Raw genomic sequence first — 22,214 nt, forward strand, 5'->3', positions numbered from 1 at the left:
TCCAGTCACACGCCCCGGTCTGAAGGATCCCTGCCATGACCACCCTCAGCCTTGATCATGCCCGCATCATCATCGATGCCGCCCTTTCCGGAAAGAGGTCGGGATCAGAACGGCGGATTGCGGTTTGCGTGGTTGACGCGGGCGGTCATCCCCTGGCCATGAGCCGCGAGGCCGATGCCGCCCCGCTGCTGTCGCATATCGCCGAGGCCAAGGCAAAGACATGCATCGTCTACGGCAAGCCGAGCAAGACGGTGATGGAATGGGCCGATGCAACGCCAACCTGGTTTCACGGTGTGCGCGAGGTGGCGCAATCGCGCATGGGCGTGCCTCTCACGGGATCGCGGGGCGGCGTCTTGATCCGCGATGGCGCCTGCGGTGTCCTGGGGGCTGTTGGCGTGGCCGGAGAGGCCGGTGAGTTCGATGAAGCCTTCGCAGTGGCTGGAATCGGGGCGGCAGGCTTCACCGCCGAGACCGGCTGAGCCAGTGTCGTTCCGGGTTGACCGCGGCCGTTCCCCGCAGGCGTGACTGCGCCACACACGTCTGTTTTGCGTTCGGGCCACGCAGGCTCCGTGGCGCTGACCTTCGCCTCCGTCTCCGGCGTCATTGGTGGGACAATGACAACCTCCGCCGGAGTATTTGGGGAAAGATGAAGACCTCCGGTCCGTCTTCATCTTTCCTGCAATACTCCCGCCGGAGGCGCCCCGAGGCGCCGGCCGAAGGCCGGCAACGAGACAGGACTGCGCGCCTGAAAGGCGCACCTTTTGAAAGGCGCCGCGTGGTTCAGCAATTTGGCCCTAAAGGTGGTCAACCACCTGCAAATGCTGCGCGAGGCGGTCGATCTCGCCAAGGAGCCGCTGAACCAGCTTGGGGTCGCCTGGCGCCGGCGTAACGCCGACGGGGATTTCTCGGTTCATCACGGCCTCCACCACCAGTGATAGCGGGATCGACACCAGCCGTGCCATCGCAGTGCCGCGCGCGTCACCCCAGGCGTCCATCACGTAGGTCTTGTGCCAGACGGGCATACCCTCCCTCTCGGCCCTGAGCGAGACACAGAGCACCACGCGGTCGGGCTCGTCCTCCTCATAGGCGTTCTCGGCCCAGAAGCTGTCGGACATCTCCCTCAGGCGCGCTTCGCCTTCCGGGCCTTCGAGCGTCTCGATTTCGGCGAAAACGTCGCCCCAGGCCTCGGCCCAGCCGTTGAGCCGCAGCGTGCCGCGCACGAATTCCTTCACCTTCCAGTCCGCATCGAACCCGTAATCCGCCATGAAGGGGATCGAATCGCGGTTCGGATAGACCTCGAAGGTCTCGGGCGCTGGCAGCGGTGCGGTATAGCTCGAGAGCGCGTGCCACGGCCGCGCCACGTTGAGTTCCGAGAAGTCCCGGATCGACCGCGACGGCGAGCGCAGCGCCTTGAGAACGCCCAGGGGTGACCAGCTGAACTTGTAGCGGAAGGGATTGGGATGTTTCGGGATGCCGCCACAGTAGGAAATGAAGCTCAACACGTTGTCAGCGTCGCATTCATCGGACGCGCGGTAATCGGCCACGAGGTGATGCGCCATAAGATGGTCGATGCCGGGGTCGAGCCCGACCTCGTTGACCAAGCAGATGCCGGCCTCGCGCGCGGCGCCGTCGAGGGCGCGCATCTCGGGGGCGATATAGCTTGACGATACGAAATGCGCGCCCTTGGCGATGCACATCTCGGCCAGGGGCACGTGCCAGTCGCCGGGCAGCATCGACACAACAACGTCACCGGGTTGCACCTCGGCGCTCAGGGCGTCCACGCTGAAGGCCATGATCCGGTTGGTCAGGTCGCCGACGGCCTCCTCGGCCTTTTCGGGGGTCCTGTTCCAGACGGTGATTTCGTGCCCGCCTTCTATCAGCCGCCTCAGCCCGGGAATGGCCGAAAGCCCGGTGCCGCACCAATGGATTGTCATGCTCGGATCCCTTCCATGTGGGTTTCGAATTCGGCCTCTGCGCGGGCCCATACGCCGTCGTGCAGAGTGCCGAGGCGTTTGAGCGAGGGCAAGAGCTGTGCCGCGAAATCATGCGATGATTCCACCGGCAGGAGCGAGGGAAGATTATCGATTGCCATCACGTCGAGGGGCGGAGCGTCATGGACCCGTGTTACCGGCGCCGTCCATGTGGTGGCCGCGTCGTAGACCGGGACCGGATTGTAATCGCTGTCCGGGTCACAGGCTACATCGCCGATCACGGTCAGCCGGCGCTCCGAGTCCGGCGCGGTGCGCGGCACGAAAACAGGCGTTCCGGGGCGCGCGAAGATGCAGTTGAGAAAGATGTCATGCGCGAGGATCTCGGCGAACGGGCCTCCCCCGGCGGTCTCGGCCACGTCCCACCGGGTGGTTTCGATACCCGTTTCCATGCACAGATCCGCGGCCCCGGACCCTACCCGGCCCAGTGCGCCGATGACGATGGCGGACGGGCGGGGGCCACCGGCCAGGTCATCGGCGAGATCGTCAAGCAGGGCTTGCCTGGAGGCGTAGGTGGCGACCGGCGGGCAGATCTTTCCGCGGCGCTGAGCCGCCCAGGCCTTCAGAGATACCGCCGCTCCCGCGTAGCCGGCCCAGTAACCGAACGCCGCGACGCGACGGCCCTCGCTGTCCACGAGGTATTCGAGGTCATAAAGCGTGCCGCCCCCTGCCGCGAAACGCTCCAGCAGGCGGCGCCCCGCGTGCTGCCCCTTGAAGGCGTGCCCGAACATGATGTGTCGGTGCGGCAGCGGACTGTCGTCATCGGGCAGTTCCTTGAGGCCGAAGATGATCGCGTCGTCCGGGGCGCCGGGCCAGCTTGCCTCCGGCGCGATCGTGCAGCCTGCGGCGCGGTAACCTTCCAGGGGAATGGCCCGATTGCGGCTTTCCTCCACCGTGACCTCGATGCCCGCGGCAATCAGGGCACCCGCACCCTCCGGGGTCAGGCCCGTACGTTCCTCGTTGGGGCGTTGTTCGGCCCGCATCCAAAGATGGGTCATTCCTGCTCTCCCTCAGATCATGCCCCGGGCTTCGGCCCGCTCGACCGCGGGGCGGGCGCGCATTGCCGCCCGGAAAGCCGCGATGGCGGGGAAATCGGCTATCTCCACGCCATCGCCTTCCAGCCATGTGCTGACCACGAAGAGATAGGGATCGGCCAGTGTTAGCGTGGTGCCCATCACGAAAGGTGCGATCAGGGCGTGATCCTCGATGAAACGGCAGCTTTCGGTCATCGTCCGCGGGGTCTTTGCCGCCATGTCGTGCCACGAGCTTTGGTTGTCGGCCCAGCGGTGGCCGCGGCGCAAATGGGCATGGTTCACATGCATCGTGCTGGCGAGGTAATACATCACCGCGCGCATTCTTGCGGCCGCGAACGGTTCTCCGGGCACCAGCCCCGCCTCCGGCGCCAGAGCGGCGATGTAATCGAGGATTGCGCCGGTTTCGGTCAGCACCCCCTGCGGTGTTTCGAGCGCAGGCACCCGGCCCTTGGGATTGACAGCCAGATAATCGGCCTGCCGTTGTTCGTCTTTGGCGAAATCAAGCCTTGCCAGCGTGTGATCGAGCCCGGCTTCATCAAGAGCGATGGCAACCGCGACCGAGATCGTGTTCGGCGCATAATACAGGATCATTTGCGGGGTCTCCGGGTTTGCGTGGTCATACGAAGGTCCGGGCATGGGCGCGGTCCGGAAGGTCCAGATGCGGCGTTGCGTTGAATCCGCCCAGCATCAGACGATCATGCACATATTCGAGGCGGTGGAGAGAGCTGTTCATGATCTGAAGCATCATCAGCGCCATGCCGCCATTGCGAAGATCCAGAACCTGGCGCATGGCCATGCCGATCACCCCGCCCGATGTCACCAGCAATATCCGCCCGCTGCCTTCGCAGATGTCCCCGATCAGCGAGGTGACCCGCGCGGAGAACGCATCGAAGGTTTCGGGAACATCCGCGAGTGTGCCCCGCGACCAGTGGTCGATGACCTGCGGGAGATGGGTTGCGAACTCGGTTGCATCGCGCGGGGCAGGGATGCCGTGCTGCGCTTCCAGCGCCATCGCGAGGCTGAAGTAGCTCAGCTCGTTGAGCCGCGGGTCACGGGCCGTGATCTCGTATCCCATCGCGTGCGCGGTGTCGGTCTGACGGGTCAGCGTGCCAGTGACCACACGGTCGAAATGCGGATTGGTGTCGCGCAGATGCGCGCCCAGCCACGTTGCCTGTTCGCGGCCCAGATCCGACAGGCGGTCATAGCTTTGCTCGTCGGTGGCATGGCTGTTGGCCTGCCCGTGTCTTACCAGGATGATTTCCGCCACCTGAATTTTCTCCCGATGTGTCTGGACACAGGTTACCGGCGGCGGCGGGAAGGTGAAAGGCGGATGACGAAAATTTCGAACGGCGCCGGCGCGGTCAGGTCAGGCCCGGCGTGTTTTGATCCTGATGGGTCCTCGGGGCCGAACCTTTGCCGTTTCGGGGCGGCCCGTGTTGACGATGCGAAACGCGCGCCGTCCGGGTGGCGCAAAAACGCGGGCAGGTGTCGGGATTGGCGGACTCCCATTCGCCGTCTCATGGTCTAGAATGTCACCAAGCAGGGAGGCACGCGCATGTCCGAGAAAATCACGATCACGCTGGATGGCAGCGACGTCGAAGCCGAAGCCGGCCAGACGCTTTGGGAAGTGGCCCACGGGCGCGGACTGGTGATCCCGCACCTGTGCCACAAACCCGCTCCCGGCTACCGCCCGGACGGCAATTGCCGGGCCTGCATGGTCGAGGTCGAGGGAGAGCGCGCGCTGGTCGCCTCGTGCATCCGGGAAGCCAGGGATGGCATGGTGGTGACCACCAATTCGGCGCGGGCCGAAAACGCCCGGAAGATGGTGGTGGAGATGCTGCTGGCCGATCAGCCGGTTCAGAAAGAAGCGCATGACGCGTCTTCCCATCTTTGGGAAATGGCGCGCATGCAGGGAGTCTCCGAAAGCCGGTTTCCCGCGATGGAAAAGCGGCGGGTTCCGCGTCTTGATGACAGCCACGTCGCCATGCGTGTCAACCTCGATGCCTGTATCCAGTGCAACCTGTGTGTCCGTGCTTGCCGCGAGGTCCAGGTCAACGACGTGATCGGCATGGCAGGCCGCGGCCATGACAGTTTCCCCGTCTTCGATTTCGACGACCCCATGGGCGACAGTACCTGCGTGGCCTGCGGTGAATGCGTGCAGGCGTGCCCGACCGGCGCGCTGATGGAGGCCAGCGTGCTGGACGACGCCCAGAGGGGCGACAGCGCCGATTATGACACCGAGGTCCAGAGCGTCTGCCCGTTCTGCGGCGTCGGGTGCCAGGTCAGCCTCAAGGTCAAGGACAACAAGGTGAAATACGTCGATGGACTCAACGGCCCGGCAAACGAGGGGCGGCTTTGCGTCAAGGGCCGGTTCGGGTTCGACTACATCCACCACGATCACCGCCTGACCATGCCGCTTATCCGGCGTGATGATGCGCCGCCCAAGGGCTTGAATGTCGATCCTTCCAACTGGCAGGCTTTCTTCCGCGAGGCGGACTGGGACGAGGCGCTGGATGTGGCCGCCGATGGCCTCAAGACGCTGAAGGACAGGCACGGGGGCAAATCCGTCGCAGGATTCGGCAGTGCCAAGTGCACCAACGAAGAGGCGTATCTGTTCCAGAAGCTGATCCGCCAGGGTTTCGGCCACAACAACGTGGATCACTGCACGCGGCTGTGCCATGCGTCCAGTGTGGCCGCGCTGATCGAGAACGTGGGCTCCGGCGCGGTGACCGCGACCTTCAACGAGATCGAGAATGCCGACGTGGCGATCATCATCGGCGCCAACCCGGTCGAGAACCATCCCGTCGCGGCGACCTATTTCAAGCAGTTCACCAAGCGCGGCGGCAAGCTGATCGTGATGGACCCGCGCGGCGTGGGCCTGCGCCGCTTCGCCTCCCACATGCTTCAGTTCAAGCCCGGCACCGACGTGGCGATGCTCAACGCCATCATGCACGTCATCGCCGAGGAGGGACTTTACGATCAGCAGTACATCGAGGCCTTCACCGAGAACTGGGAAGCCGAGAAGGCGCATCTTGCCGGTTTCGCCCCGGAGAAGATGGAAGATCTCTGCGGCATACCGGCCGAGTCGCTGCGTGCCGTGGCGCGCGAATTCGCCACCGCCAAATCCGGCATGATCTTCTGGGGCATGGGGATCTCGCAGCATATCCACGGCACCGACAATTCGCGCTGCCTGATCAGCCTTGCGCTGATGTGCGGGCATGTCGGCCGCCCCGGGACCGGGCTGCACCCGCTCAGGGGGCAGAACAACGTGCAGGGGGCCTCGGATGCGGGGCTGGTTCCGATGTTCCTGCCCGACTACCAGAGCGTCACGGATGACGGGGTGCGCTCCGCCTTCACGGAGGTCTGGCAATCGGGGGATTTCTCGGACGAAAAGGGCCTCACCGTGACCGAGATCATGGATGACGTGCATGCCGGCAATATCCGCGGCATGTATATCCTCGGGGAGAACCCGGCGATGTCGGATCCGGACGTGGAACACGCCCGCGATGCGCTGGCCAAACTCGATCATCTCGTGGTGCAGGACATCTTCATCACCGAAACGGCCAACTACGCCGACGTGATCCTGCCTGCCTCGGCGTTCTTCGAAAAGACGGGGACGGTGACGAACACCAACCGACAGGTCCAGATGGGCCGCCGTGCCGTCACCCCGCCCGGAGAGGCGCGCGAGGACTGGGCGATCACCGTGGCGCTGGCCCGGCGCCTCGGACTGCCGTGGCAGTACGAGAGCCCCGCGGACGTCTTTGCCGAGATGAAACTCAACATGCGTTCGCTCGACAATATCGGCTGGGAGCGGCTGGAGCGGGAGAACGCGGTCACCTATCCCTGTCACGATCCGGAAGGTCCCGGCGAAGCGGTGGTTTTCGGTGAGGGCTTTCCGCGGCCGGAAGGGCGTGCACGGTTCACCCCCGCCAGCGTCATTCCGCCCGACGACACCCCCGACGACGATTACCCGATGGTGCTGACCACCGGGCGGCAGCTTGAACATTGGCACACCGGCTCGATGACCCGCCGTGCAACGGTGCTCGATGCGGTGGAGCCGGAGGCCAACTGTTCCATGCATCCCGCGACGTTGCGCAAGTTGGGGGTGGCGCCGGGCGAGCATGTGCGCCTCACGACCAAGCGGGGCAGCATCCGCATCATGGCCCGCGCCGATCGTGCCATCGCGCCCGACATGGTGTTTCTGCCCTTTGCCTACGTGGAGGCGGCGGCCAATATCCTGACCAACCCCGCGATCGACCCCTACGGCAAGATCCCCGAGTTCAAGTTCTCCGCCGTGCGGGTGGAAAAGGCCGAGGACCAGGTCGCGGCGGAATGAGTTCCGTGGCGTGTGGCCACGCCGCCCCGGCCCGCCCGGCCGGGAGCCGGGCTGCGCGCTGGCCAGGGAGGGGCCGGCCCCGGGTTCTGCCTTGGGGCGCCTCCGGCGGGAGTATTTCGGGAAAGATGAAGGGCATGGTCCGGCCACATAATTTTTCATGATAAATTGACGCCGCGCGCGTATGGCTGTCTACTGGGCGCAGTTCAAGGAGGACCGCCCATGATTCCCGTAGATCCGGACCGTTTTCTTGCCGATCTCCACAGGCTTCGCGAGTTCGGCGCCGCCGGTGTCGGCAAGGGCGTCATGCGCCCGGCTTATGGCGAGGCCGACATAGAGGCGCGCGAATGGCTGGTGTCGAGGATCGAGCAAGCGGGTCTGATCCCCCGGGTCGATCCGATGGGCAATGTTTTCGGCCTTGCCGAGGGCCGGTCGCTTCTGGTCGGTTCGCATTCCGACACGCAGCCCGAGGGCGGGTGGCTTGACGGGGCGCTCGGGGTCATCGCGGGACTGGAGATCGCGCGCGCCGCCCGGGAAGCCGGCGGCCCGCCGGTTTCGATGGTGAGTTTCCAGGATGAGGAGGGCCGTTTCGGCGCCGTGACCTGCAGCGCGGTTTTCTCGGGTCTTTTATCCCGCGAGGAAGCCGATCGAAATGTCGATGCGGACGGGATCACGCTGGCCGAGGCGCGTGCGGCGATGGCGGACATGTCCGGCGGGTATGTCGATCCGGCGTGGTTCTCGGGCTTTATGGAGATGCATATCGAACAGGGGCTGACACTCGACGAGGCGGGCGAGGCTGTTGGCGTGGTGACGGATATCGTCGGTTCGCGCATGCTGGAAGTCACGCTCAGGGGTCGCCAGAATCACGCCGGTACCACCCTGATGCATCAGCGTCGCGATGCGTTCCAGGGGCTCGCTGCCTTTTGTGTCGCTCTGAACGGACGGCTGGAGGAAATCGTGACACCCCGGACCGTCTGGACAATCGGCCGGGTCCAGCTGCATCCGAATGCGCCTTCCATCGTCCCCGGCGAGGTGCGGTTCACGGTGCAATGGCGAGACTCCGACGCCGACCGTCTGGATCGCATCGAACAATCCGTTCGCGGCCTGCTTGATGAAATCTGCGCAGGCCGCGGTCTGGAATCGGAGCTGAAGCCGTTGGGCGACCTCTCGCCGGTGCCGATGGATGGACGGTTTCGCATGGCGCTGGCTGCGGCCGCGGAAGAAGAGGTGCCGGGAAGGTGGCGTGATATGCCCTCGGGCGCGTTGCATGACGCCTCCAACCTTGCTCCCGTCCTTCCCACCGGCATGCTTTTCGTGCCGTCGATCGGGGGCATCAGCCACGATTTCGCCGAAGACACCGAGGAGGCGGACCTCGTCCTTGGGCTCAAGGTGCTGGCCGGCGCCGTGGCGCGCATCGCATGATGAGGCGTGGCCGCCACGTTCCGAACTGCCAGGCTGTCTGGTCGCCCTTTGACAGAGCGGCGCAATGGATTTGGCCACGGTTTACGTTCAGGTTGCGGTTTGCGGTCTCCTTCGCCGGGGCCGGTGTCGTCGTGGCCAGCATCCTGCCTGTCGCGCGCGGCATGTTCTTCCGGGGCCGCGGCGCGGAGGGTAACGCAGCGTTGGGAGTGACATCCCGACTCCGGCGCGGCATGGTCGCCGATGACACGGGAGGACGCGCATGCCGACTTACAGCCATATGCTTGCCCCGCTCGACCTTGGCCATGTCGCGCTCAGGAATCGCGTGGTCATGGGGTCGATGCATACCGGGCTTGAGGAAACGAAGGACTGGACCCGGGTGGCAGAGTTCTATGCCGCCCGTGCCCGGGGCGGCGCCGCCCTGATGGTGACGGGGGGCATGGCGCCCAACCGCGAGGGCGGGGTCTTTCCCGGCGCGGCGGGCCTGTTCACTCCGCAGGATATCGAAAATCACCGCAGCGTGACGGACCGGGTTCATGCCGAAGGCGGTCTGATCGCCATGCAGGTGTTGCACGCCGGCCGCTACGCTTATGGACCCGAATGTGTGGCGCCGTCTCCGATCAAGTCTCCGATTTCGCCCTTCCAGCCGACGGAACTCGACGAGGCGGGGATCGAGAAGCAGGTCGCTGATATTGTCACGGCGTGCGCCCGCGCGCGGGAGGCCGGATATGACGGGGCCGAGATCATGGGCTCCGAGGGCTATTTCCTGAACCAGTTCCTGGTCACCCATACCAACAAGCGCACCGATCATTGGGGCGGCTCCTACGAGAACCGCATGCGCCTGCCCGTGGAGGTGGTGCGCCGCGCCCGCGCCGCCGTGGGCCCGGAGTTCATCCTGATCTACCGCCTTTCCATGATCGACCTGGTGCCCGACGGCTCCACCTTCGACGAGGTCGTGCAGCTTGCGCAGGCGGTCGAGGCGGCCGGCGCAACGATCATCAATACCGGTATCGGCTGGCACGAGGCGCGCATCCCCACCATCGCCACCTCGGTGCCGCGGGCGGGTTTCGCGTGGGTCACGAAGAAGCTGATGGGCCGGGTCGGCATCCCTCTGATAACCTCGAACCGGATCAACACGCCGGAGGTGGCCGAGAAGGTTCTTGCTGAAGGCTGCGCCGATATGGTGTCGATGGCGCGCCCTTTCCTGGCCGACGCCGATTTCGTCACCAAGGCCGAGGCCGGGGCGGCCGATACCATCGCCCCTTGCATTGCCTGCAACCAGGCCTGCCTTGATCATACGTTCAGCGGACGGATCTCTACCTGTCTGGTGAATCCACGCGCCTGCCACGAAACTGAACTGCGGATTGCGCCGGCACCGGAGTCGCGGAGAATCGCGGTGGTTGGGGCCGGGCCGGCAGGGTTGTCGGCGGCGATGACCGCGGCTGAACGGGGCCATCGGGTGACCCTGTTCGAGCGTGAATCACGGGTTGGCGGGCAACTCAACATGGCCCGCGAAATCCCGGGCAAGGAAGAGTTTCATGGTCTGGTGGCGTGGTACGAGACGATGCTCGACCGGCTGGACGTGACCCTGCGCCTGGGCGCCGCTGCGACTGCGGAGGATCTTGCAGGGTTCGATGAGGTGATCGTCGCAACCGGAGTTGTTCCACGCGATCCCGGAATTCCGGGCGAGGACGGGCCGAACGTTCTGAGTTACATCGACGTGCTGCGCGGCAAGGCCCCGGTGGGCCGGCGTGTGGCGATCGTGGGTGCGGGTGGCATCGGCTTCGACGTGGCGGAGTTCCTCGTTCACGAAGGCGAAAGCCCGACCGAGAACCTGTCGGCGTGGCGGCGTGAATGGGGGGTGGGCGATCCGGCCGCCACCCGCGGCGGCCTGGCGTCCGGCGGCCCGCAGCCGGCGCCGCCCGCGCGGCAGGTGACGCTGTTGCAGCGCAAAGCCGAAAGACCCGGCAAGCGGCTGGGGAAGACAACCGGATGGATCCACCGGGTGGCGCTCAGGATGAAGAATGTCGAAATGGTCAGCGGCGTCAATTACGATCGCATTGACGCCGAAGGCCTTCATGTCAGCGATGGCGAGGCGGGTGACAACCCTCGCCTGATCGCCGCTGACACGATCGTGCTCTGTGCGGGGCAGTTGAGCCAGCGGTCGCTGGCCGACGACCTGGCCGCGCGGGGCGTGCCGGCGCATGTGATCGGCGGGGCGGACGTGGCCGCCGAACTTGATGCCAAGCGCGCCATAGATCAGGGCACGAGACTGGCTGCCGACCTCTGAACCGGGCCCGCCTTGCGCCACCGCCACGAAAAGGGCGCGGGAGCGGCCTGTCACTCCACCGTGATGGTGATTACCCGGGAGGCGACGGGCGGCTCGTGGGGCACATGGGACTTGTCGCCCAGAACCAGTTGCAGGCTGTGTTCACCGGGCGGCAGATCAAGAACCGTCTCGGTCTGTCCACCGCCGAAATGCCGGTGGTGATCGTCCGCCGGAAGCGGTGCGTTCAGCTCGCCCTCTGCGCCCTCGCCAAGTGGCGGACGGTCGATGAGCAGGTGGTGATGGCCGGTGTTGGCGCGTTGCGTGCCCGCCGGGGCCACGCCCATGCCGCGCAGCCCGAAAACGACCCGGACCGGGGAAGAAACCGCCGCCCCGTCCCGGAGGTTGACGAAATACGCCTTCGCGCCTTCCGGCGCGGCTGTCTCGCCGGCCAGTGCCATGCCCGACACGGCCAGGGCGGCTGCGAGGATTGCGGTTCTCGGGGCTGCGGTCATCGTGTGCTCCTGTTCCGGCTGTTCGGGTTCCATCGTAACAGCTTGGTGCGTGGCCCCCAAACCCCACGCCCGCGCGCATCCGCACACATCTGCGCGACCGGACCGGGAATGCCTCTGGTCAGACCCCGACTTCGGGACCGAGGCACATCAGAGGTTCCTCGCTCTGTTCCACCTCGTAGAGTTCGCGGTGCTCCGGGTCGTTCTCGAAACGGGCAACCAGCCCCCCGGCTGTCCGGCGGAAGCTCCAGCATTGCGGTTCGGGCCGGTCCTCGTACACGAAGCAGATCTCGCCGTCTTGCTCGTACCAATATCCGGCGCGGCACTTGCCATCCAGAAAGGACCACCGGACCCGCCGGTTTCCAAGGTATTCCTCGGCTCCGTAGGCCTGCCCGTCACTGCCGTAGTAGAAGGTCTTGCCGCGCGTGTAGGAATCGAACTCCTCGGCGCTCATCCGGTCCTGTGCCGCGGCTGCGGCGGTCACGGCAAACAGGAGACAACAGGAGATGAGAGCCGATGGTCGCATGGCCCGACCTTGGCAGAGCCGCGACCGTCAGGCCAGACGGTTTTTCATTCCACGCCCCCGTGTCGCGAAGTTTCGCGCGCCACTCAGCCGCTCGCAACGCGGGTCCATGATCCGCCGCCACAGGGGCGGCACCAATGCGACCACTGCCATGACCGGAACCGAGGCCGGAAGAACCGGCATTTCAGCGTCGAAGCGCAATGCCGGGTAAGGCCGCGACGGGGCCACGTGATGGTCCGAATGCCGCGGTGCGTTCAGCGTCAACGCAGAGGAATAACGGAACGGTGCGTTCCAGGAATGTTGCGGGCCGACCGGTTCAGGCGTGCCGTCGGGCCGGGCTCGCCGCCGCAGCCCGTAGTGCTGTACATAGTCCGACAACAGCATCTGGATCTGTGCATAGAGGCTCACCGCCACAAGAAAACCCGCCCCGACAAGGCCACCTAGGAGCAGGGCCGCGATCACCGTGAGAATGGCCCCTACTACATGAAAGACATAAGGATGCGGGCGTCGCCGCGCGGCCTCGCCCTTCGCACGCAGGCGGCTTTCTGCCCGCAGCCCGGCCATGAAGGCGCCCGGGGCGGCACGCAGTGCGAAGCGGTAAAATCCCTCGCCCAGCCTTGCGCTGCTGGGGTCTTTTTCCGTTCCCACATGGACGTGATGCACGCGCAGATGGGCGCTGGCGTGGTGACCGACCAGCAGAGAGGTGTACATCACCCGCCCCAGCAGGCGCAGACCCCGGGCCGGACGGTGAATCAACTCATGCGCGACTGGATGCGAGATCTGGCCGAAAATCATGCCGGCCGCGATGCCGGTCAGCAGCTTTTCGGATGTGTCCAGCCCGGTATTGCTGCCCGAACTCCGGACGATCAGCGCAAGAAGCAGCAGATGCATGATTCCCAGCACGATCAGAAGTGGCGTTGCGGCCGGGAATTCGGCTGCCGGATCGGCGTTGCGTGTGTGACGGGCAGTCAGCCGGTCCAGCACGACGATAAGCACCGTCATTGCACCGAGCGCAAGCCAGCCCCAGGCGCCGCCATGCAATGCCGCCATCACAGTCAGTGCAAATGGCAGAAGTGTTGCCAGGGCGAAAAATGACATCTCGGGTCCGGCTCCGGGGCAATACGTCGCCGCGAGGATAGGAGTAAAAATCGGGCACCGGTCCGGCAGGACGAAGGGTTTTTTGCGGCAGGCCCAACGTTTCCGGCAGGGGATTTGTCGCTTTTGGCCTCGCGTCAGGGCGGGCAGCCCGGTATGCCTGTGCCTGAGTGAAAAAGGGGCTTGGAATGGCACTGGATGAACGCAAGGGCGTCTGGAAATCGGGCAAGGGCAAGGGGCGCCATACCCCCAAGGGCCGCCAGCTCGAGGATCAGCCCTGGGATGAGGTCCGCGCTTTGCTCGGGGATGGCCCGCGCCGCCGTGACCTGCTGATCGAGTACCTGCACCTGATCCAGGATGAATACGGACACCTGTCAGCCGCGCATCTGCGCGCTCTTGCCGAGGAAATGCGCATCGCCCAGGCCGAGGTCTACGAGGTCGCCACCTTCTATGCGCATTTCGACGTGGTGAAGGAAGGGGAGGCGCCGCCGCCAGCCCTGACCATCCGGGTGTGCGATTCGCTTTCGTGCGAGCTGGCCGGCGCGCAGGAACTCAAACAGGCGCTGGAGGCGGGAACGGACCCGGCCGAGGTCCGGGTCGTCCGGGCGCCCTGCATGGGGCGTTGCGATACCGCGCCGGTGCTTGAACTGGGCCATAACCATATCGACCACGCGACTCCCGAAAAGGTGCAGGAGGCCATTGCGGTCGGCGACACCCACGCCCGTCTGCCCGATTATCAGGGATTCGAATCCTATCGCGCCGCCGGCGGGTATCAGACGCTGGAAACTCTGCGCAAGGACGGCGATTTCGAGACCGTTCAGCAGACGCTGCTTGATTCGGGCCTGCGCGGGCTGGGTGGCGCCGGCTTCCCGTCGGGCCGGAAATGGGGCTTTGTCCGCGCCGAAAAGGCACCGCGCTACGTGGCGGTCAACGGTGACGAGGGTGAACCGGGAACCTTCAAGGACCGATATTACCTCGAACGCGAACCGCATGTCTTCCTCGAGGGGATGCTGATCGCGGCCTGGGCGGTGGAGGCGGAAACCTGCTTCATCTACATGCGGGACGAATATCCTGCGGTGCTTGAGATACTGCGCCGCGAGATCGACGCGCTCGAAGAGGCCGGGATCGTGGCACCCGGGCATATCGACCTTCGGCGTGGTGCCGGTGCCTATATCTGCGGCGAAGAAAGCGCGATGATCGAATCCATCGAGGGCAAGCGCGGCCTGCCGCGCCACCGGCCGCCCTTCGTGGCCAATGTCGGCATTTTCGGGCGCCCGACACTGGTCAACAACGTCGAAACCCTGCACTGGGTCACCCGCGTGCTGCGCGAGGGCGGGGAGGTTCTTTCGGGGGTCGAGAAGAACGGGCGCCACGGTCTGCGCTCCTACTCGGTTTCGGGCCGGGTGAAGTCTCCGGGCGTCCACCTTCTGCCCGCCGGCTCCACCATCCTCGACGTGATCGAGGCCGCCGGTGGAATGCTGGACGGCCATGCCTTCAAGGCCTACCAGCCCGGGGGGCCGTCATCGGGTCTGTTGCCGGCATCCCTGGACGATGTGCCCCTGGATTTCGACACGTTGCAACCGCACGGATCCTTCATCGGCTCCGCCGCCGTGGTGGTGCTGTCCGATCATGACAGCGCCCGCGCCGCGGCGCTCAACATGCTGCGCTTTTTCGAGGATGAAAGCTGCGGGCAATGCACGCCGTGCCGGGTGGGCTGCGAGAAGGCCGTGAAGCTGATGCAGGAAGACTGCTGGGATCAGGGTCTTCTGGATGAGCTTTGTACCGCCATGGCCGATGCCTCTATCTGCGGGTTGGGGCAGGCGGCGCCCAACCCGATCCGCCTGACGATGCAGCACTTCCCGGACGAGATCTGAGATCCCCGGCCCGGACGCCGTGCCCCTGCCCTTGCCGTAACGAGCGCCTTTCAGGCGCGCTGTCCTGTCTCGCCTCCGGCCCCTGGCCTTCGTCTCGGGAGCCTCCGGCGGGAGTATTTGGAGAAAGATGAAGACCGTCGTTCTCATTATTCTGTCCTGCTGCATTTCGGGGGGCATCCCGTTTGCGGCGGCGTGGCCCCAAAGCGGGCGGGGCATGTGCCGGGCCGTGCAGGCGGGCGGAAGAAACTGCCGGGGACATGGCCGCGGCGGGTGACGTGGCCTGCGGGATCCTGCCGCACGGACCTGCATCAGGGCCTTATCCGAGCCGATCCCTTCCCGGGCGCGCATCCAGCAGTCGCTGGAAGAGCCTTCCGCCATGGCGGGGCATCGCCACCATGTAGGTGATCCACAAGGCCAGTGCGACGATAGCGGGCAGGCCGGTCAGGGTGAATCCGGAGCCGGTTGTCGCGCCGGTCAGCAGCCTGATCGCGTAGCCGATCACGAAGAAACTGATCAGAAGGTCCAGGATGAAGGCGATCACGACCCTTGTGACCGAGGGGGTGGCGGGGTCTGTCATGACGTGGTTCCCCATGGTTTCCGCGACGACCCTATCGCGGATCGCGTGCCGGCCGAAGCGAAACCCTCGGCCGGCCCGAGGCTTCCATCCCGGCGCGATCCGCATTAGGTGCAGGTCGGAACCAGACGAGGCTTTGTAGGCATGGCGTTTTTCAGCAAGCTCAAGGAACGGCTTTTCAAATCCTCCTCGAAGATCGACGAGGGGCTCGAGGCCATAATAGAGGACAGCGCGGCGGAGCCGGCATCCGCAGAGGCGCCGCCACCCGATCCCGAAATGTCAGCCGATGCCGAAAGTCCTGCCCGCACGGGGCTGCTTGGCCGTCTCCTGGGGCGCGCGGATGCCGCCGGTGCACCGCGCCGGGTGCTCGACGACGGGATGCTAGAAGAGATCGAGGAACTCCTGATCACCACTGACATGGGCGTCGAAACGGCGTTGCGTGTGACCGCCAACATGGCCGAGGGGCGCATGGGCCGGCGCCTTTCTTCCCGCGAGGTCAAGGGTATCCTCGCGCAGGAGATCGCCCGCATCATGGAGCCGGTGGCGAGGCCGATGCCGATCTACCCCAGGAACCCGCAAGTGGTGCTTGTGGTTGGGGTGAACGGATCGGGCAAGACCACCACCATAGGCAAGCTCGCCAGCCAGTTCCGGGCCGCCGGCAAACAGGTGGTGATCGCGGCCGGCGACACGTTCCGGGCCGCGGCTGTCGAACAGCTTCAGATCTGGGGCGAAAGGGCCGGTGTTCCGGTGCTCACCGCGCCCGAAGGATCCGACCCGGCCAGCCTTGCCTTCGATGCTATGGAAAAGGCAGAGGCGGAGGGGGCCGATCTTCTGATGATCGACACGGCCGGGAGGTTGCAGAACCGCGCCGACCTGATGGAGGAGCTGGCCAAGATTGTCCGCGTCATCCGCAAGAAAGATCCGGATGCGCCCCACAACACGCTGCTTGTCCTTGATGCCACCACCGGGCAGAACGCCCTCAGCCAGGTCGAGATTTTCCGCAAACTGGCCGATGTTTCGGGCCTTGTCATGACCAAGCTGGACGGTACCGCGCGGGGCGGCGTTCTGGTGGCGTTGGCCGATAGGTTCGGTCTGCCGATACACGCCATCGGCGTTGGTGAACAGATCGACGATCTGGCGCCCTTCGATCCCGAGGAATTCGCCGCGGCCCTGACCGGACTCGATGCCGAATGAGTCTGCCCTGGGCGTCTTTGTCCCGCGGCAGCTGGCCCGGCACTGTCGGGCGCCTGGCACGCCGCGGGCTCGGGCCAGCGTGCCGGCGGCGATGAGCGAGTGGCTGATTTCCCTTGAAGGCACCGGGTCCGGTCAACGGCTTGCCATGATACTGGCCCTGCTGGCGGCTTTCCTGCATGCGGTCTTCGGATCCTTGCAGAAGGCGCGCCATGACCCGTGGTTGAGCCGCGGGGCGATCGACGCGTGCCTCGTGGGGGTGTCGTTTCCGTTGCTCTTTCTCGTGCCGTGGCCGGAGCCGCACATGTGGCCGATCTTCGTGGGCGTCGTCATCATTCATTTCTTGTACAAGGTCTTGCAGGCGATGGCGTACAGCCGTGGCGCCTTCACGGTCGTCTACCCGGTGGTGCGCGGCACCGGGCCGCTTTTCGCCGTCATCGGGGCGTGGTTCCTTTTCGGCGAGGTTTTCACATCGGTCCAGTGGCTGGGTCTGGGGGTTCTGCTGTCGGGCATCTTCGGGCTTGCGGTCTATAACCTGATGTTTCTGGTCACGGACAGGGAAACACTGGTTCCGGCGCTCGGTCTTGCTTTGGGTACCGGTCTTTTCGTGGCTCTTTATACCACTTATGACGCCTTCGGAATCCGGTCCGCCGTCGATCCCTTCACGTTCCTGGTGTGGTTCTTCTTTCTGTCGGCGTTCGATTTTCCCATGCTTTTCGCATTCACGCCCCTGCGCCGGCGACTGTCGGGCATTGCCTTGCGTCCACTGGCGTTGCGCGGGCTTGCCGGCGCGTTCGTCGCGTTTGGCAGTTTTGGCTCCGTGATGCTGGCCACCCGCCTCGACAAGGTCGGGGAGGCGGCAGTTCTGCGGGAGACCTCGACCGTCTTCGCGGCGCTGACCGGCTGGCTTGTGCTGCGCGAGACGGTGGGCCCGCGCCGTATCGCGCTAATGACATTGATCGCGGCGGGTGCTGTGATAGTTGAGATGGGTGGATAACCGGCGCCGCCAGGCGCATGACGGAGGCAGGTACATGACCGAAAGGCAAGTCAACGGCACCCTGAAGGCGGGGTTGGAATTCGGTCCGATCCTCGCGTTCTTCGTGGCCTATCTGTGGCTGAAGGACCGCATTTTCACTATCTCGGGGGTCGAATATGACGGGTTCATCGTCGTCACCGCGGGCTTCATTCCGGTCTTCCTGCTGTCGATGGGCCTGCTGTGGAGGCTGACCGGACATCTGTCGCGGATGCAGGTTGTTACCGCGCTCCTGATCGTGGTGTTCGGCGGTTTGTCCGTCTGGTTCAACGATCCGCGGTTTTTCAAGATGAAGCCGACGATCATCTACCTGCTGTTCGGTGGGCTGCTGGGCCTGGGGCTGCTGCGCGGGCAATCCTGGCTGCAATACGTGATGGAGGGCCTGATGCCCCTGACACGCGAGGGCTGGATGATCCTCACCCGTCGGCTGATGGCTTTCTTTCTTGGTCTTGCGCTTCTCAACGAGGTGATATGGCGCACCATGACCGAGGAGGCCTGGGTCTATTTCAAGACCTTCGGTCTGACCGCGGCGATCTTCCTTTTCTTCGTGCTGCAAGGGCGGCTCTTTCGCGATCATGGTCTTGGCACGGATGATGACGGGGCCGGAAACGACACCTGAACGTCAACGGCCCGGTCAGGAGGCGGCATTTCGACCCAACGGCAGGTTCCTTGGCAGTGTCGGCGCGGGCAAGATCCGCGACCATCGCGGATCCGGGCGCTCCGGCAGCACGGCACGCAACCGTGCCAGCGGCATCTGCCGGCTCTGGCGCAGCAGTGCCCGGTAGAAATCGAACACGCCGGGCCGCAGATACGAAGACCAGTGGCAGATCCGCGCCGATGGCGGCGCGATCACGTATCCGGCCCGGTCCAGTGCCTCCAGCGTGCCGTGATGATCCATCTGCACTGTCAGGGTGTTGGGCCGGCGCGGCAGTGTATGGCTCATCATCCTGTCACCGGGTTCCGGGGCTGCGATCAACCGCTCCATCATGAAATCGAACAGATCGTTCTCGCGGCTTGTGATGTTGATCACGTCGGCTGTGCGACCGGCCCCGCACGAAAGTGCGTCGCTTGCCGTGGCGCCGTATTCGGCTCCTGCCAGCAGGATGACGCGGTCCACGTCACCCGCGTTCAGTCGGCGCAACGCAGTCAGTACAACACGCGCGCCCAGCGAATGCGCAAGGGCATGAATCGGGCGGGCGGGCGCGATCCGGCGGATGGCGGCGATAACCCGCGCCAGCGCGTCGCCAGCCTGCTCGGCCCGGTCATAGGCCCGCCAGATCGAGCCGCGGGCCGGCCAGCCGAATGCGATACCCAGCCCCTCGTCCGGTGCGCCGGCGCCAAACCCCAAGCCTCGCGGCCAGCTAAGCGCCTTCCAGCAGCCTGCCCGAGGGCTCAGTGACAATATGTGCCGATGCGGGCAGGTCGCTGCGCTGCCGGGACAAAACTTGAACCCGTGAACCATGACGATGATCGGTCCGGAAGGATCGGTATCAAGTGCCCGGACCAGAGCGGGATTCAGTGGTGCGTGATTTGCGCCCGGCTCCGGCCCGTCCCGTCCCGCGTTGACCTGTAAAAGAGGCATCGCCCTGCTCTCCCACCACATCTTGTGTAGAGCGCTTAGGCGAACCATACGAAGCTCTTGTGAAGCTATGGTTAAAGGCTGGTGACGGTGTTGACGCGCAACACCCCCGAGGCTAAGAATTTCCATGTGGCGATTTGTTAACCGGATTGCGGGCCACGTTAAACAACACCGCTAAAGAGGTCAGGATGAAGGAGCCCCTTTCGCTTGACCGCGACAGGGGTTTTTTTGTCGGGCCACGGCCCTGGAGGACGGACATGAAGAAGGACATCGACGAAAGTTGGCAGGACCGCACGAAACTGGTCCATGGTGGCACGCGGCGCAGCGCCTATAACGAGGTGAGCGAGGCGATCTTCCTGACTCAGGGTTTCGTGTATGACAGCGCGGCCCAGGCCGAGGCCCGTTTCGTTGGCGCCGGTGATGATGAATTTATCTATGCCCGTTACGGCAACCCCACCGTTGCCATGTTCGAGGATCGGATAGCCGCCATCGAAGGGGCCGAGGATGCGTTCGCCACTGCGTCGGGCATGGCCGCTGTCTCCGGCGCGCTGACCGCGATGCTGCGGGCAGGCGATCATGTCGTCGCCTCGCGGGCGCTCTTCGGGTCATGCCTCTATGTTCTGGAGGAGATCCTGACCCGCTTTGGCGTCGAGGTCAGCTTCGTGGACGGAACCGATCTTGCACAATGGCGCGCGGCCATGCGCCCCGGCACACGCGCGGTATTCTTCGAAACCATCGCCAACCCCACGCTGGAGGTGATCGACATCGCCGCGGTCGCGCAGATCGCCCACGATGCCGGCGCCACTGTGATCGTCGACAACGTTTTCGCCACGCCGATCTTCTCGGATGCCATCGCGCAGGGCGCCGATGTGGTGATCTATTCCGCCACGAAGCATATCGACGGGCAGGGGCGGGCCCTTGGCGGGGTTATTCTCGGATCCCGCGATTTCATCCGCGGCACGGTTGAACCCTACATGAAGCATACCGGCGGCTCCATGTCGCCCTTTACCGCGTGGATCATGCTCAAGGGTTTGGAAACGATGGATCTGCGTGTGCGTGCGCAGGCGTCCTCGGCGCGGGCGTTGGCCGATGCGCTTGAGGGGCACAGCGCGCTTTCAAGGGTGATCTATCCCGGTCATCACGGACATGCGCAGCACGCCCTTGTCACCCGACAGATGGGCGGCAATGGCGGTACGGTCGTTTCGCTTGACCTTGCCGGCGGGCGCCGGGCGGCCTTCGCGTTTCTCGACGCGTTGGGGCTGGTCCTGATCTCGAACAATCTGGGTGATGCGAAATCCATCGCCACCCATCCGTCAACCACCACCCATCAACGCCTGTCCGAGGAGCGTCGTGCCGCGCTCGGGATCACGCCGGGGTTGGTTCGACTGTCCGTCGGGATCGAGGATACTGCCGATATTATCGCGGATGTGACGCAGGCTCTCGGCACGGTGTGAGACAGGCCCGGCGGTTCAGAACCGCTCCACCCACGGCCTGAGGGTCAACTCATCCGACCACGCCGAGCGGTCCTGTTCGGCAAGCTGAAGATAGGCCGCGGCGATGGCGTCGGGGTCTAGCATGCTGTCGGGGTTGTCCGAGGGCTCTGTCCGGCCCGGATTTCGAATGGCGCCGTCGATGTTGATCCATACGACGTGAATGCCCTGCGGATGCAGCTCCCGCGCCATCGACTGCGCAAGGCCGCGTTGCGCGAACTTGCCCATCGCGAAGGGCGCTGAGCGGGGAAATCCCTTCACTCCCGCCGAGGCGCCGGTCATCATTATGGTGCCGCGCGTCCCGTCCCTCGGGTCGGTGGCCAGCATGTGCGCCGCCGCTGCCTGTCCGACATGGAATGCGCCAATTGCCGTGACCTCCAGGGCCCGGCGCACGGCGTCCGGATCAAGTTCGACAAGCGCCCCGCGCACCCGCGCCGACGGGTTGTAGATCACCACGCGCGGCGCCTCCGCGAGTCCTGCGAAAAACGCCGAGACGGAAGTTGCATCGGCGGCGTCGAGCGACTTGCGCGCCGCGCCGGTTTCAACCGCCAGTGCCTCCAGCTTTGCAATGTCCCGCGCCGCCAGCGTCAGGGCATATTCCGCCGCCGCGAAGCGCCGCGCCAGCGCCGCCGACAGGCCGTCCCCGACACCGACGATCACCGCGTGACCTTTCGCAGCCTCAGTCAACGTCCATCTCCTCTGACGGGATGACACGGAAGAACTCTCCGCCCGACCACAGTCCGAACCAGCCATCGCGATGGCCCCCGATTTCCACCAGGCGGTAGAAACTCTTGCGGTCAATGAGCGCCTCCAGCCGGTCGCGGACCAGAACGTAGGGCGAAGGTTCGCCGGTATCGCCGTCACGTTCGACCCGAATCGGATGGTCGGGTCCGGCAACCATACGGTCGCCGACATTGGTCTCGAAGATCAGCTCTTGGGCGTCTCCGCTGCCTTCCGCCTCGAAATCCACAGCTACGAAAGGGGCGTCGTCCACCGTTATCCCGACCTTCTCGACCGGGGTGACGAGGAAATAATCCTCTCCGTCCCGCCTCAGGATGGTCGAGAACAGCCGCACCAGACCCGGCCGTTCGATCGGGCTGCCAAGATAGAACCACCGGCCGTCCCGCGCGATCCGCATATCCATGTCGCCGCTGAAGTCCGGCGTCCACTCGTGGACGGGTGGGAGGCCCTTGTCCTGAGCGGCGCGCGCTGCCTCTGCCAGGCTTTCGGCTGACGGGGTTGTGAGATTTTCTCCGCTCATTGCTTTTGCCATTTCCTTCATGCGCGATACACTCAAGGGTAC

The 22,214-nt window shown here is 65.0% G+C and carries 20 protein-coding genes and 1 riboswitch; of the genes, 9 read left to right on the top strand and 11 right to left on the bottom strand.

Going from position 1 to position 22,214, the window contains the following annotated elements; all coding sequences use genetic code 11:
* The first annotated feature begins 35 nt into the window (after positions 1 to 35).
* Complete coding sequence (locus DQW77_RS04045; protein WP_113256911.1) at positions 36 to 479, top strand: heme-binding protein; 444 nt, start codon at positions 36 to 38, stop codon at positions 477 to 479.
* A gap of 315 nt (positions 480 to 794) precedes the next feature.
* Here DQW77_RS04045 and DQW77_RS04050 read toward each other — a convergent pair whose 3' ends face one another.
* The 4 genes from DQW77_RS04050 to DQW77_RS04065 are packed head-to-tail and all read right to left on the bottom strand — an operon-like array spanning position 795 to position 4,289.
* Complete coding sequence (locus DQW77_RS04050) at positions 795 to 1,934, bottom strand: saccharopine dehydrogenase family protein (protein ID WP_113256912.1); 1,140 nt, start codon at positions 1,932 to 1,934, stop codon at positions 795 to 797.
* The gene (locus tag DQW77_RS04055; RefSeq protein WP_113256913.1) at positions 1,931 to 2,986 is read right to left on the bottom strand and encodes a saccharopine dehydrogenase; all 1,056 of its coding nucleotides are present in this window, start codon (positions 2,984 to 2,986) and stop codon (positions 1,931 to 1,933) included. The genes DQW77_RS04050 and DQW77_RS04055 overlap by 4 nt, the downstream gene beginning before the upstream one ends.
* 12 nt (positions 2,987 to 2,998) lie before the next feature.
* Positions 2,999 to 3,613 carry a glutathione S-transferase family protein gene (locus DQW77_RS04060; protein WP_113256914.1) on the bottom strand — a complete coding sequence of 205 codons (615 nt, stop codon included), beginning with the start codon at positions 3,611 to 3,613 and terminating at the stop codon, positions 2,999 to 3,001.
* A gap of 25 nt (positions 3,614 to 3,638) precedes the next feature.
* Complete coding sequence (locus DQW77_RS04065; protein WP_113256915.1) at positions 3,639 to 4,289, bottom strand: histidine phosphatase family protein; 651 nt, start codon at positions 4,287 to 4,289, stop codon at positions 3,639 to 3,641.
* A 288-nt stretch (positions 4,290 to 4,577) separates the two neighbouring features.
* Between DQW77_RS04065 and fdhF the strand changes: the two genes are divergently transcribed.
* The 3 genes from fdhF to DQW77_RS04080 all read left to right on the top strand — a co-directional run bounded on the left by fdhF (position 4,578) and on the right by DQW77_RS04080 (position 11,064).
* Entirely contained in the window at positions 4,578 to 7,358 is a 2,781-nt protein-coding gene (fdhF, locus tag DQW77_RS04070) for a formate dehydrogenase subunit alpha (protein WP_113256916.1), read from the top strand.
* 219 nt (positions 7,359 to 7,577) lie between these two features.
* Complete coding sequence (locus tag DQW77_RS04075; protein WP_113256917.1) at positions 7,578 to 8,777, top strand: hydantoinase/carbamoylase family amidase; 1,200 nt, start codon at positions 7,578 to 7,580, stop codon at positions 8,775 to 8,777.
* 259 nt (positions 8,778 to 9,036) lie between these two features.
* A complete protein-coding gene (locus tag DQW77_RS04080; RefSeq protein WP_113256918.1) occupies positions 9,037 to 11,064 on the top strand; it encodes an NADPH-dependent 2,4-dienoyl-CoA reductase in 2,028 nt (675 codons plus the stop codon).
* 50 nt (positions 11,065 to 11,114) lie between these two features.
* Here the strand turns inward: DQW77_RS04080 and DQW77_RS04085 are convergent, their stop codons facing one another.
* The 3 genes from DQW77_RS04085 to DQW77_RS04095 form a co-directional block, all read right to left on the bottom strand.
* The gene (locus tag DQW77_RS04085) at positions 11,115 to 11,555 is read right to left on the bottom strand and encodes a DUF4399 domain-containing protein (protein ID WP_113257004.1); all 441 of its coding nucleotides are present in this window, start codon (positions 11,553 to 11,555) and stop codon (positions 11,115 to 11,117) included.
* A 118-nt stretch (positions 11,556 to 11,673) separates the two neighbouring features.
* Positions 11,674 to 12,078 (bottom strand): hypothetical protein, encoded by a 405-nt coding sequence (locus DQW77_RS04090; protein WP_113256919.1) that lies wholly within the window; start codon positions 12,076 to 12,078, stop codon positions 11,674 to 11,676.
* A gap of 27 nt (positions 12,079 to 12,105) precedes the next feature.
* Positions 12,106 to 13,173, bottom strand: a complete 1,068-nt coding sequence (locus tag DQW77_RS04095; RefSeq protein ID WP_113256920.1) for an alkane 1-monooxygenase — start codon at positions 13,171 to 13,173, stop codon at positions 12,106 to 12,108.
* Between the two features lie 185 nt (positions 13,174 to 13,358).
* On the opposite strand from DQW77_RS04095, the gene DQW77_RS04100 reads away from it, so the two are divergent.
* On the top strand, positions 13,359 to 15,044 hold the full coding sequence (locus DQW77_RS04100; RefSeq protein WP_113256921.1) for an NAD(P)H-dependent oxidoreductase subunit E: 1,686 nt from the start codon (positions 13,359 to 13,361) through the stop codon (positions 15,042 to 15,044).
* Positions 15,045 to 15,360: 316 nt separating this feature from the next.
* On the opposite strand, the gene DQW77_RS04105 is transcribed toward DQW77_RS04100, so the two are convergent.
* The gene (locus DQW77_RS04105) at positions 15,361 to 15,621 is read right to left on the bottom strand and encodes a hypothetical protein (RefSeq protein ID WP_147094924.1); all 261 of its coding nucleotides are present in this window, start codon (positions 15,619 to 15,621) and stop codon (positions 15,361 to 15,363) included.
* Positions 15,622 to 15,762: 141 nt separating this feature from the next.
* Between DQW77_RS04105 and ftsY the strand changes: the two genes are divergently transcribed.
* The 3 genes from ftsY (at position 15,763) to DQW77_RS04120 (ending at position 18,461) form a co-directional block, all read left to right on the top strand.
* Positions 15,763 to 16,812, top strand: a complete 1,050-nt coding sequence (gene ftsY / locus DQW77_RS04110) for a signal recognition particle-docking protein FtsY (RefSeq protein ID WP_113256923.1) — start codon at positions 15,763 to 15,765, stop codon at positions 16,810 to 16,812.
* Positions 16,813 to 16,903: 91 nt separating this feature from the next.
* Complete coding sequence (locus DQW77_RS04115; RefSeq protein WP_113257005.1) at positions 16,904 to 17,806, top strand: EamA family transporter; 903 nt, start codon at positions 16,904 to 16,906, stop codon at positions 17,804 to 17,806.
* A gap of 34 nt (positions 17,807 to 17,840) precedes the next feature.
* Positions 17,841 to 18,461 (top strand): inner membrane-spanning protein YciB, encoded by a 621-nt coding sequence (locus DQW77_RS04120; protein WP_113256924.1) that lies wholly within the window; start codon positions 17,841 to 17,843, stop codon positions 18,459 to 18,461.
* Between the two features lie 15 nt (positions 18,462 to 18,476).
* On the opposite strand, the gene DQW77_RS04125 is transcribed toward DQW77_RS04120, so the two are convergent.
* Positions 18,477 to 19,424, bottom strand: coding sequence for a DUF726 domain-containing protein (locus DQW77_RS04125; protein WP_113256925.1), 948 nt, complete (start codon positions 19,422 to 19,424; stop codon positions 18,477 to 18,479).
* 116 nt (positions 19,425 to 19,540) lie between these two features.
* A riboswitch (SAM riboswitch) is annotated at positions 19,541 to 19,620 on the top strand.
* Positions 19,621 to 19,678: 58 nt separating this feature from the next.
* Between DQW77_RS04125 and metZ the strand changes: the two genes are divergently transcribed.
* Positions 19,679 to 20,875 carry an O-succinylhomoserine sulfhydrylase gene (gene metZ / locus DQW77_RS04130; RefSeq protein WP_404947923.1) on the top strand — a complete coding sequence of 399 codons (1,197 nt, stop codon included), beginning with the start codon at positions 19,679 to 19,681 and terminating at the stop codon, positions 20,873 to 20,875.
* A 15-nt stretch (positions 20,876 to 20,890) separates the two neighbouring features.
* Here the strand turns inward: metZ and DQW77_RS04135 are convergent, their stop codons facing one another.
* Together DQW77_RS04135 and DQW77_RS04140 are read right to left on the bottom strand one after the other, a co-directional pair.
* Positions 20,891 to 21,598 carry an SDR family NAD(P)-dependent oxidoreductase gene (locus DQW77_RS04135; protein ID WP_258523664.1) on the bottom strand — a complete coding sequence of 236 codons (708 nt, stop codon included), beginning with the start codon at positions 21,596 to 21,598 and terminating at the stop codon, positions 20,891 to 20,893.
* Positions 21,591 to 22,172, bottom strand: coding sequence for a DUF1285 domain-containing protein (locus DQW77_RS04140; RefSeq protein ID WP_113257007.1), 582 nt, complete (start codon positions 22,170 to 22,172; stop codon positions 21,591 to 21,593). Before DQW77_RS04140 ends, DQW77_RS04135 begins: the two co-directional genes overlap by 8 nt.
* Positions 22,173 to 22,214: the final 42 nt, after the last annotated feature.

The sequence above is a fragment of the Roseovarius sp. TE539 genome, assembly GCF_003298505.1.
Taxonomy (GTDB): domain Bacteria; phylum Pseudomonadota; class Alphaproteobacteria; order Rhodobacterales; family Rhodobacteraceae; genus Roseovarius.

Bases quoted from the DNA above. Each gene is read 5' to 3' on its own strand.
- DQW77_RS04045 (WP_113256911.1), top strand. From the start codon at position 36: ATGACCACCCTCAGCCTTGATCATGCCCGCATCATCATCGATGCCGCC.
- DQW77_RS04050 (WP_113256912.1), bottom strand. From the start codon at position 1,934: ATGACAATCCATTGGTGCGGCACCGGGCTTTCGGCCATTCCCGGGCTG.
- DQW77_RS04055 (WP_113256913.1), bottom strand. From the start codon at position 2,986: ATGACCCATCTTTGGATGCGGGCCGAACAACGCCCCAACGAGGAACGT.
- DQW77_RS04060 (WP_113256914.1), bottom strand. From the start codon at position 3,613: ATGATCCTGTATTATGCGCCGAACACGATCTCGGTCGCGGTTGCCATC.
- fdhF (WP_113256916.1), top strand. From the start codon at position 4,578: ATGTCCGAGAAAATCACGATCACGCTGGATGGCAGCGACGTCGAAGCC.
- DQW77_RS04075 (WP_113256917.1), top strand. From the start codon at position 7,578: ATGATTCCCGTAGATCCGGACCGTTTTCTTGCCGATCTCCACAGGCTT.
- DQW77_RS04080 (WP_113256918.1), top strand. From the start codon at position 9,037: ATGCCGACTTACAGCCATATGCTTGCCCCGCTCGACCTTGGCCATGTC.
- DQW77_RS04085 (WP_113257004.1), bottom strand. From the start codon at position 11,555: ATGACCGCAGCCCCGAGAACCGCAATCCTCGCAGCCGCCCTGGCCGTG.
- DQW77_RS04090 (WP_113256919.1), bottom strand. From the start codon at position 12,078: ATGCGACCATCGGCTCTCATCTCCTGTTGTCTCCTGTTTGCCGTGACC.
- DQW77_RS04095 (WP_113256920.1), bottom strand. From the start codon at position 13,173: ATGTCATTTTTCGCCCTGGCAACACTTCTGCCATTTGCACTGACTGTG.
- DQW77_RS04100 (WP_113256921.1), top strand. From the start codon at position 13,359: ATGGCACTGGATGAACGCAAGGGCGTCTGGAAATCGGGCAAGGGCAAG.
- DQW77_RS04105 (WP_147094924.1), bottom strand. From the start codon at position 15,621: ATGACAGACCCCGCCACCCCCTCGGTCACAAGGGTCGTGATCGCCTTC.
- ftsY (WP_113256923.1), top strand. From the start codon at position 15,763: ATGGCGTTTTTCAGCAAGCTCAAGGAACGGCTTTTCAAATCCTCCTCG.
- DQW77_RS04115 (WP_113257005.1), top strand. From the start codon at position 16,904: ATGAGCGAGTGGCTGATTTCCCTTGAAGGCACCGGGTCCGGTCAACGG.
- DQW77_RS04120 (WP_113256924.1), top strand. From the start codon at position 17,841: ATGACCGAAAGGCAAGTCAACGGCACCCTGAAGGCGGGGTTGGAATTC.
- DQW77_RS04125 (WP_113256925.1), bottom strand. From the start codon at position 19,424: ATGCCTCTTTTACAGGTCAACGCGGGACGGGACGGGCCGGAGCCGGGC.
- metZ (WP_404947923.1), top strand. From the start codon at position 19,679: ATGAAGAAGGACATCGACGAAAGTTGGCAGGACCGCACGAAACTGGTC.
- DQW77_RS04140 (WP_113257007.1), bottom strand. From the start codon at position 22,172: ATGAGCGGAGAAAATCTCACAACCCCGTCAGCCGAAAGCCTGGCAGAG.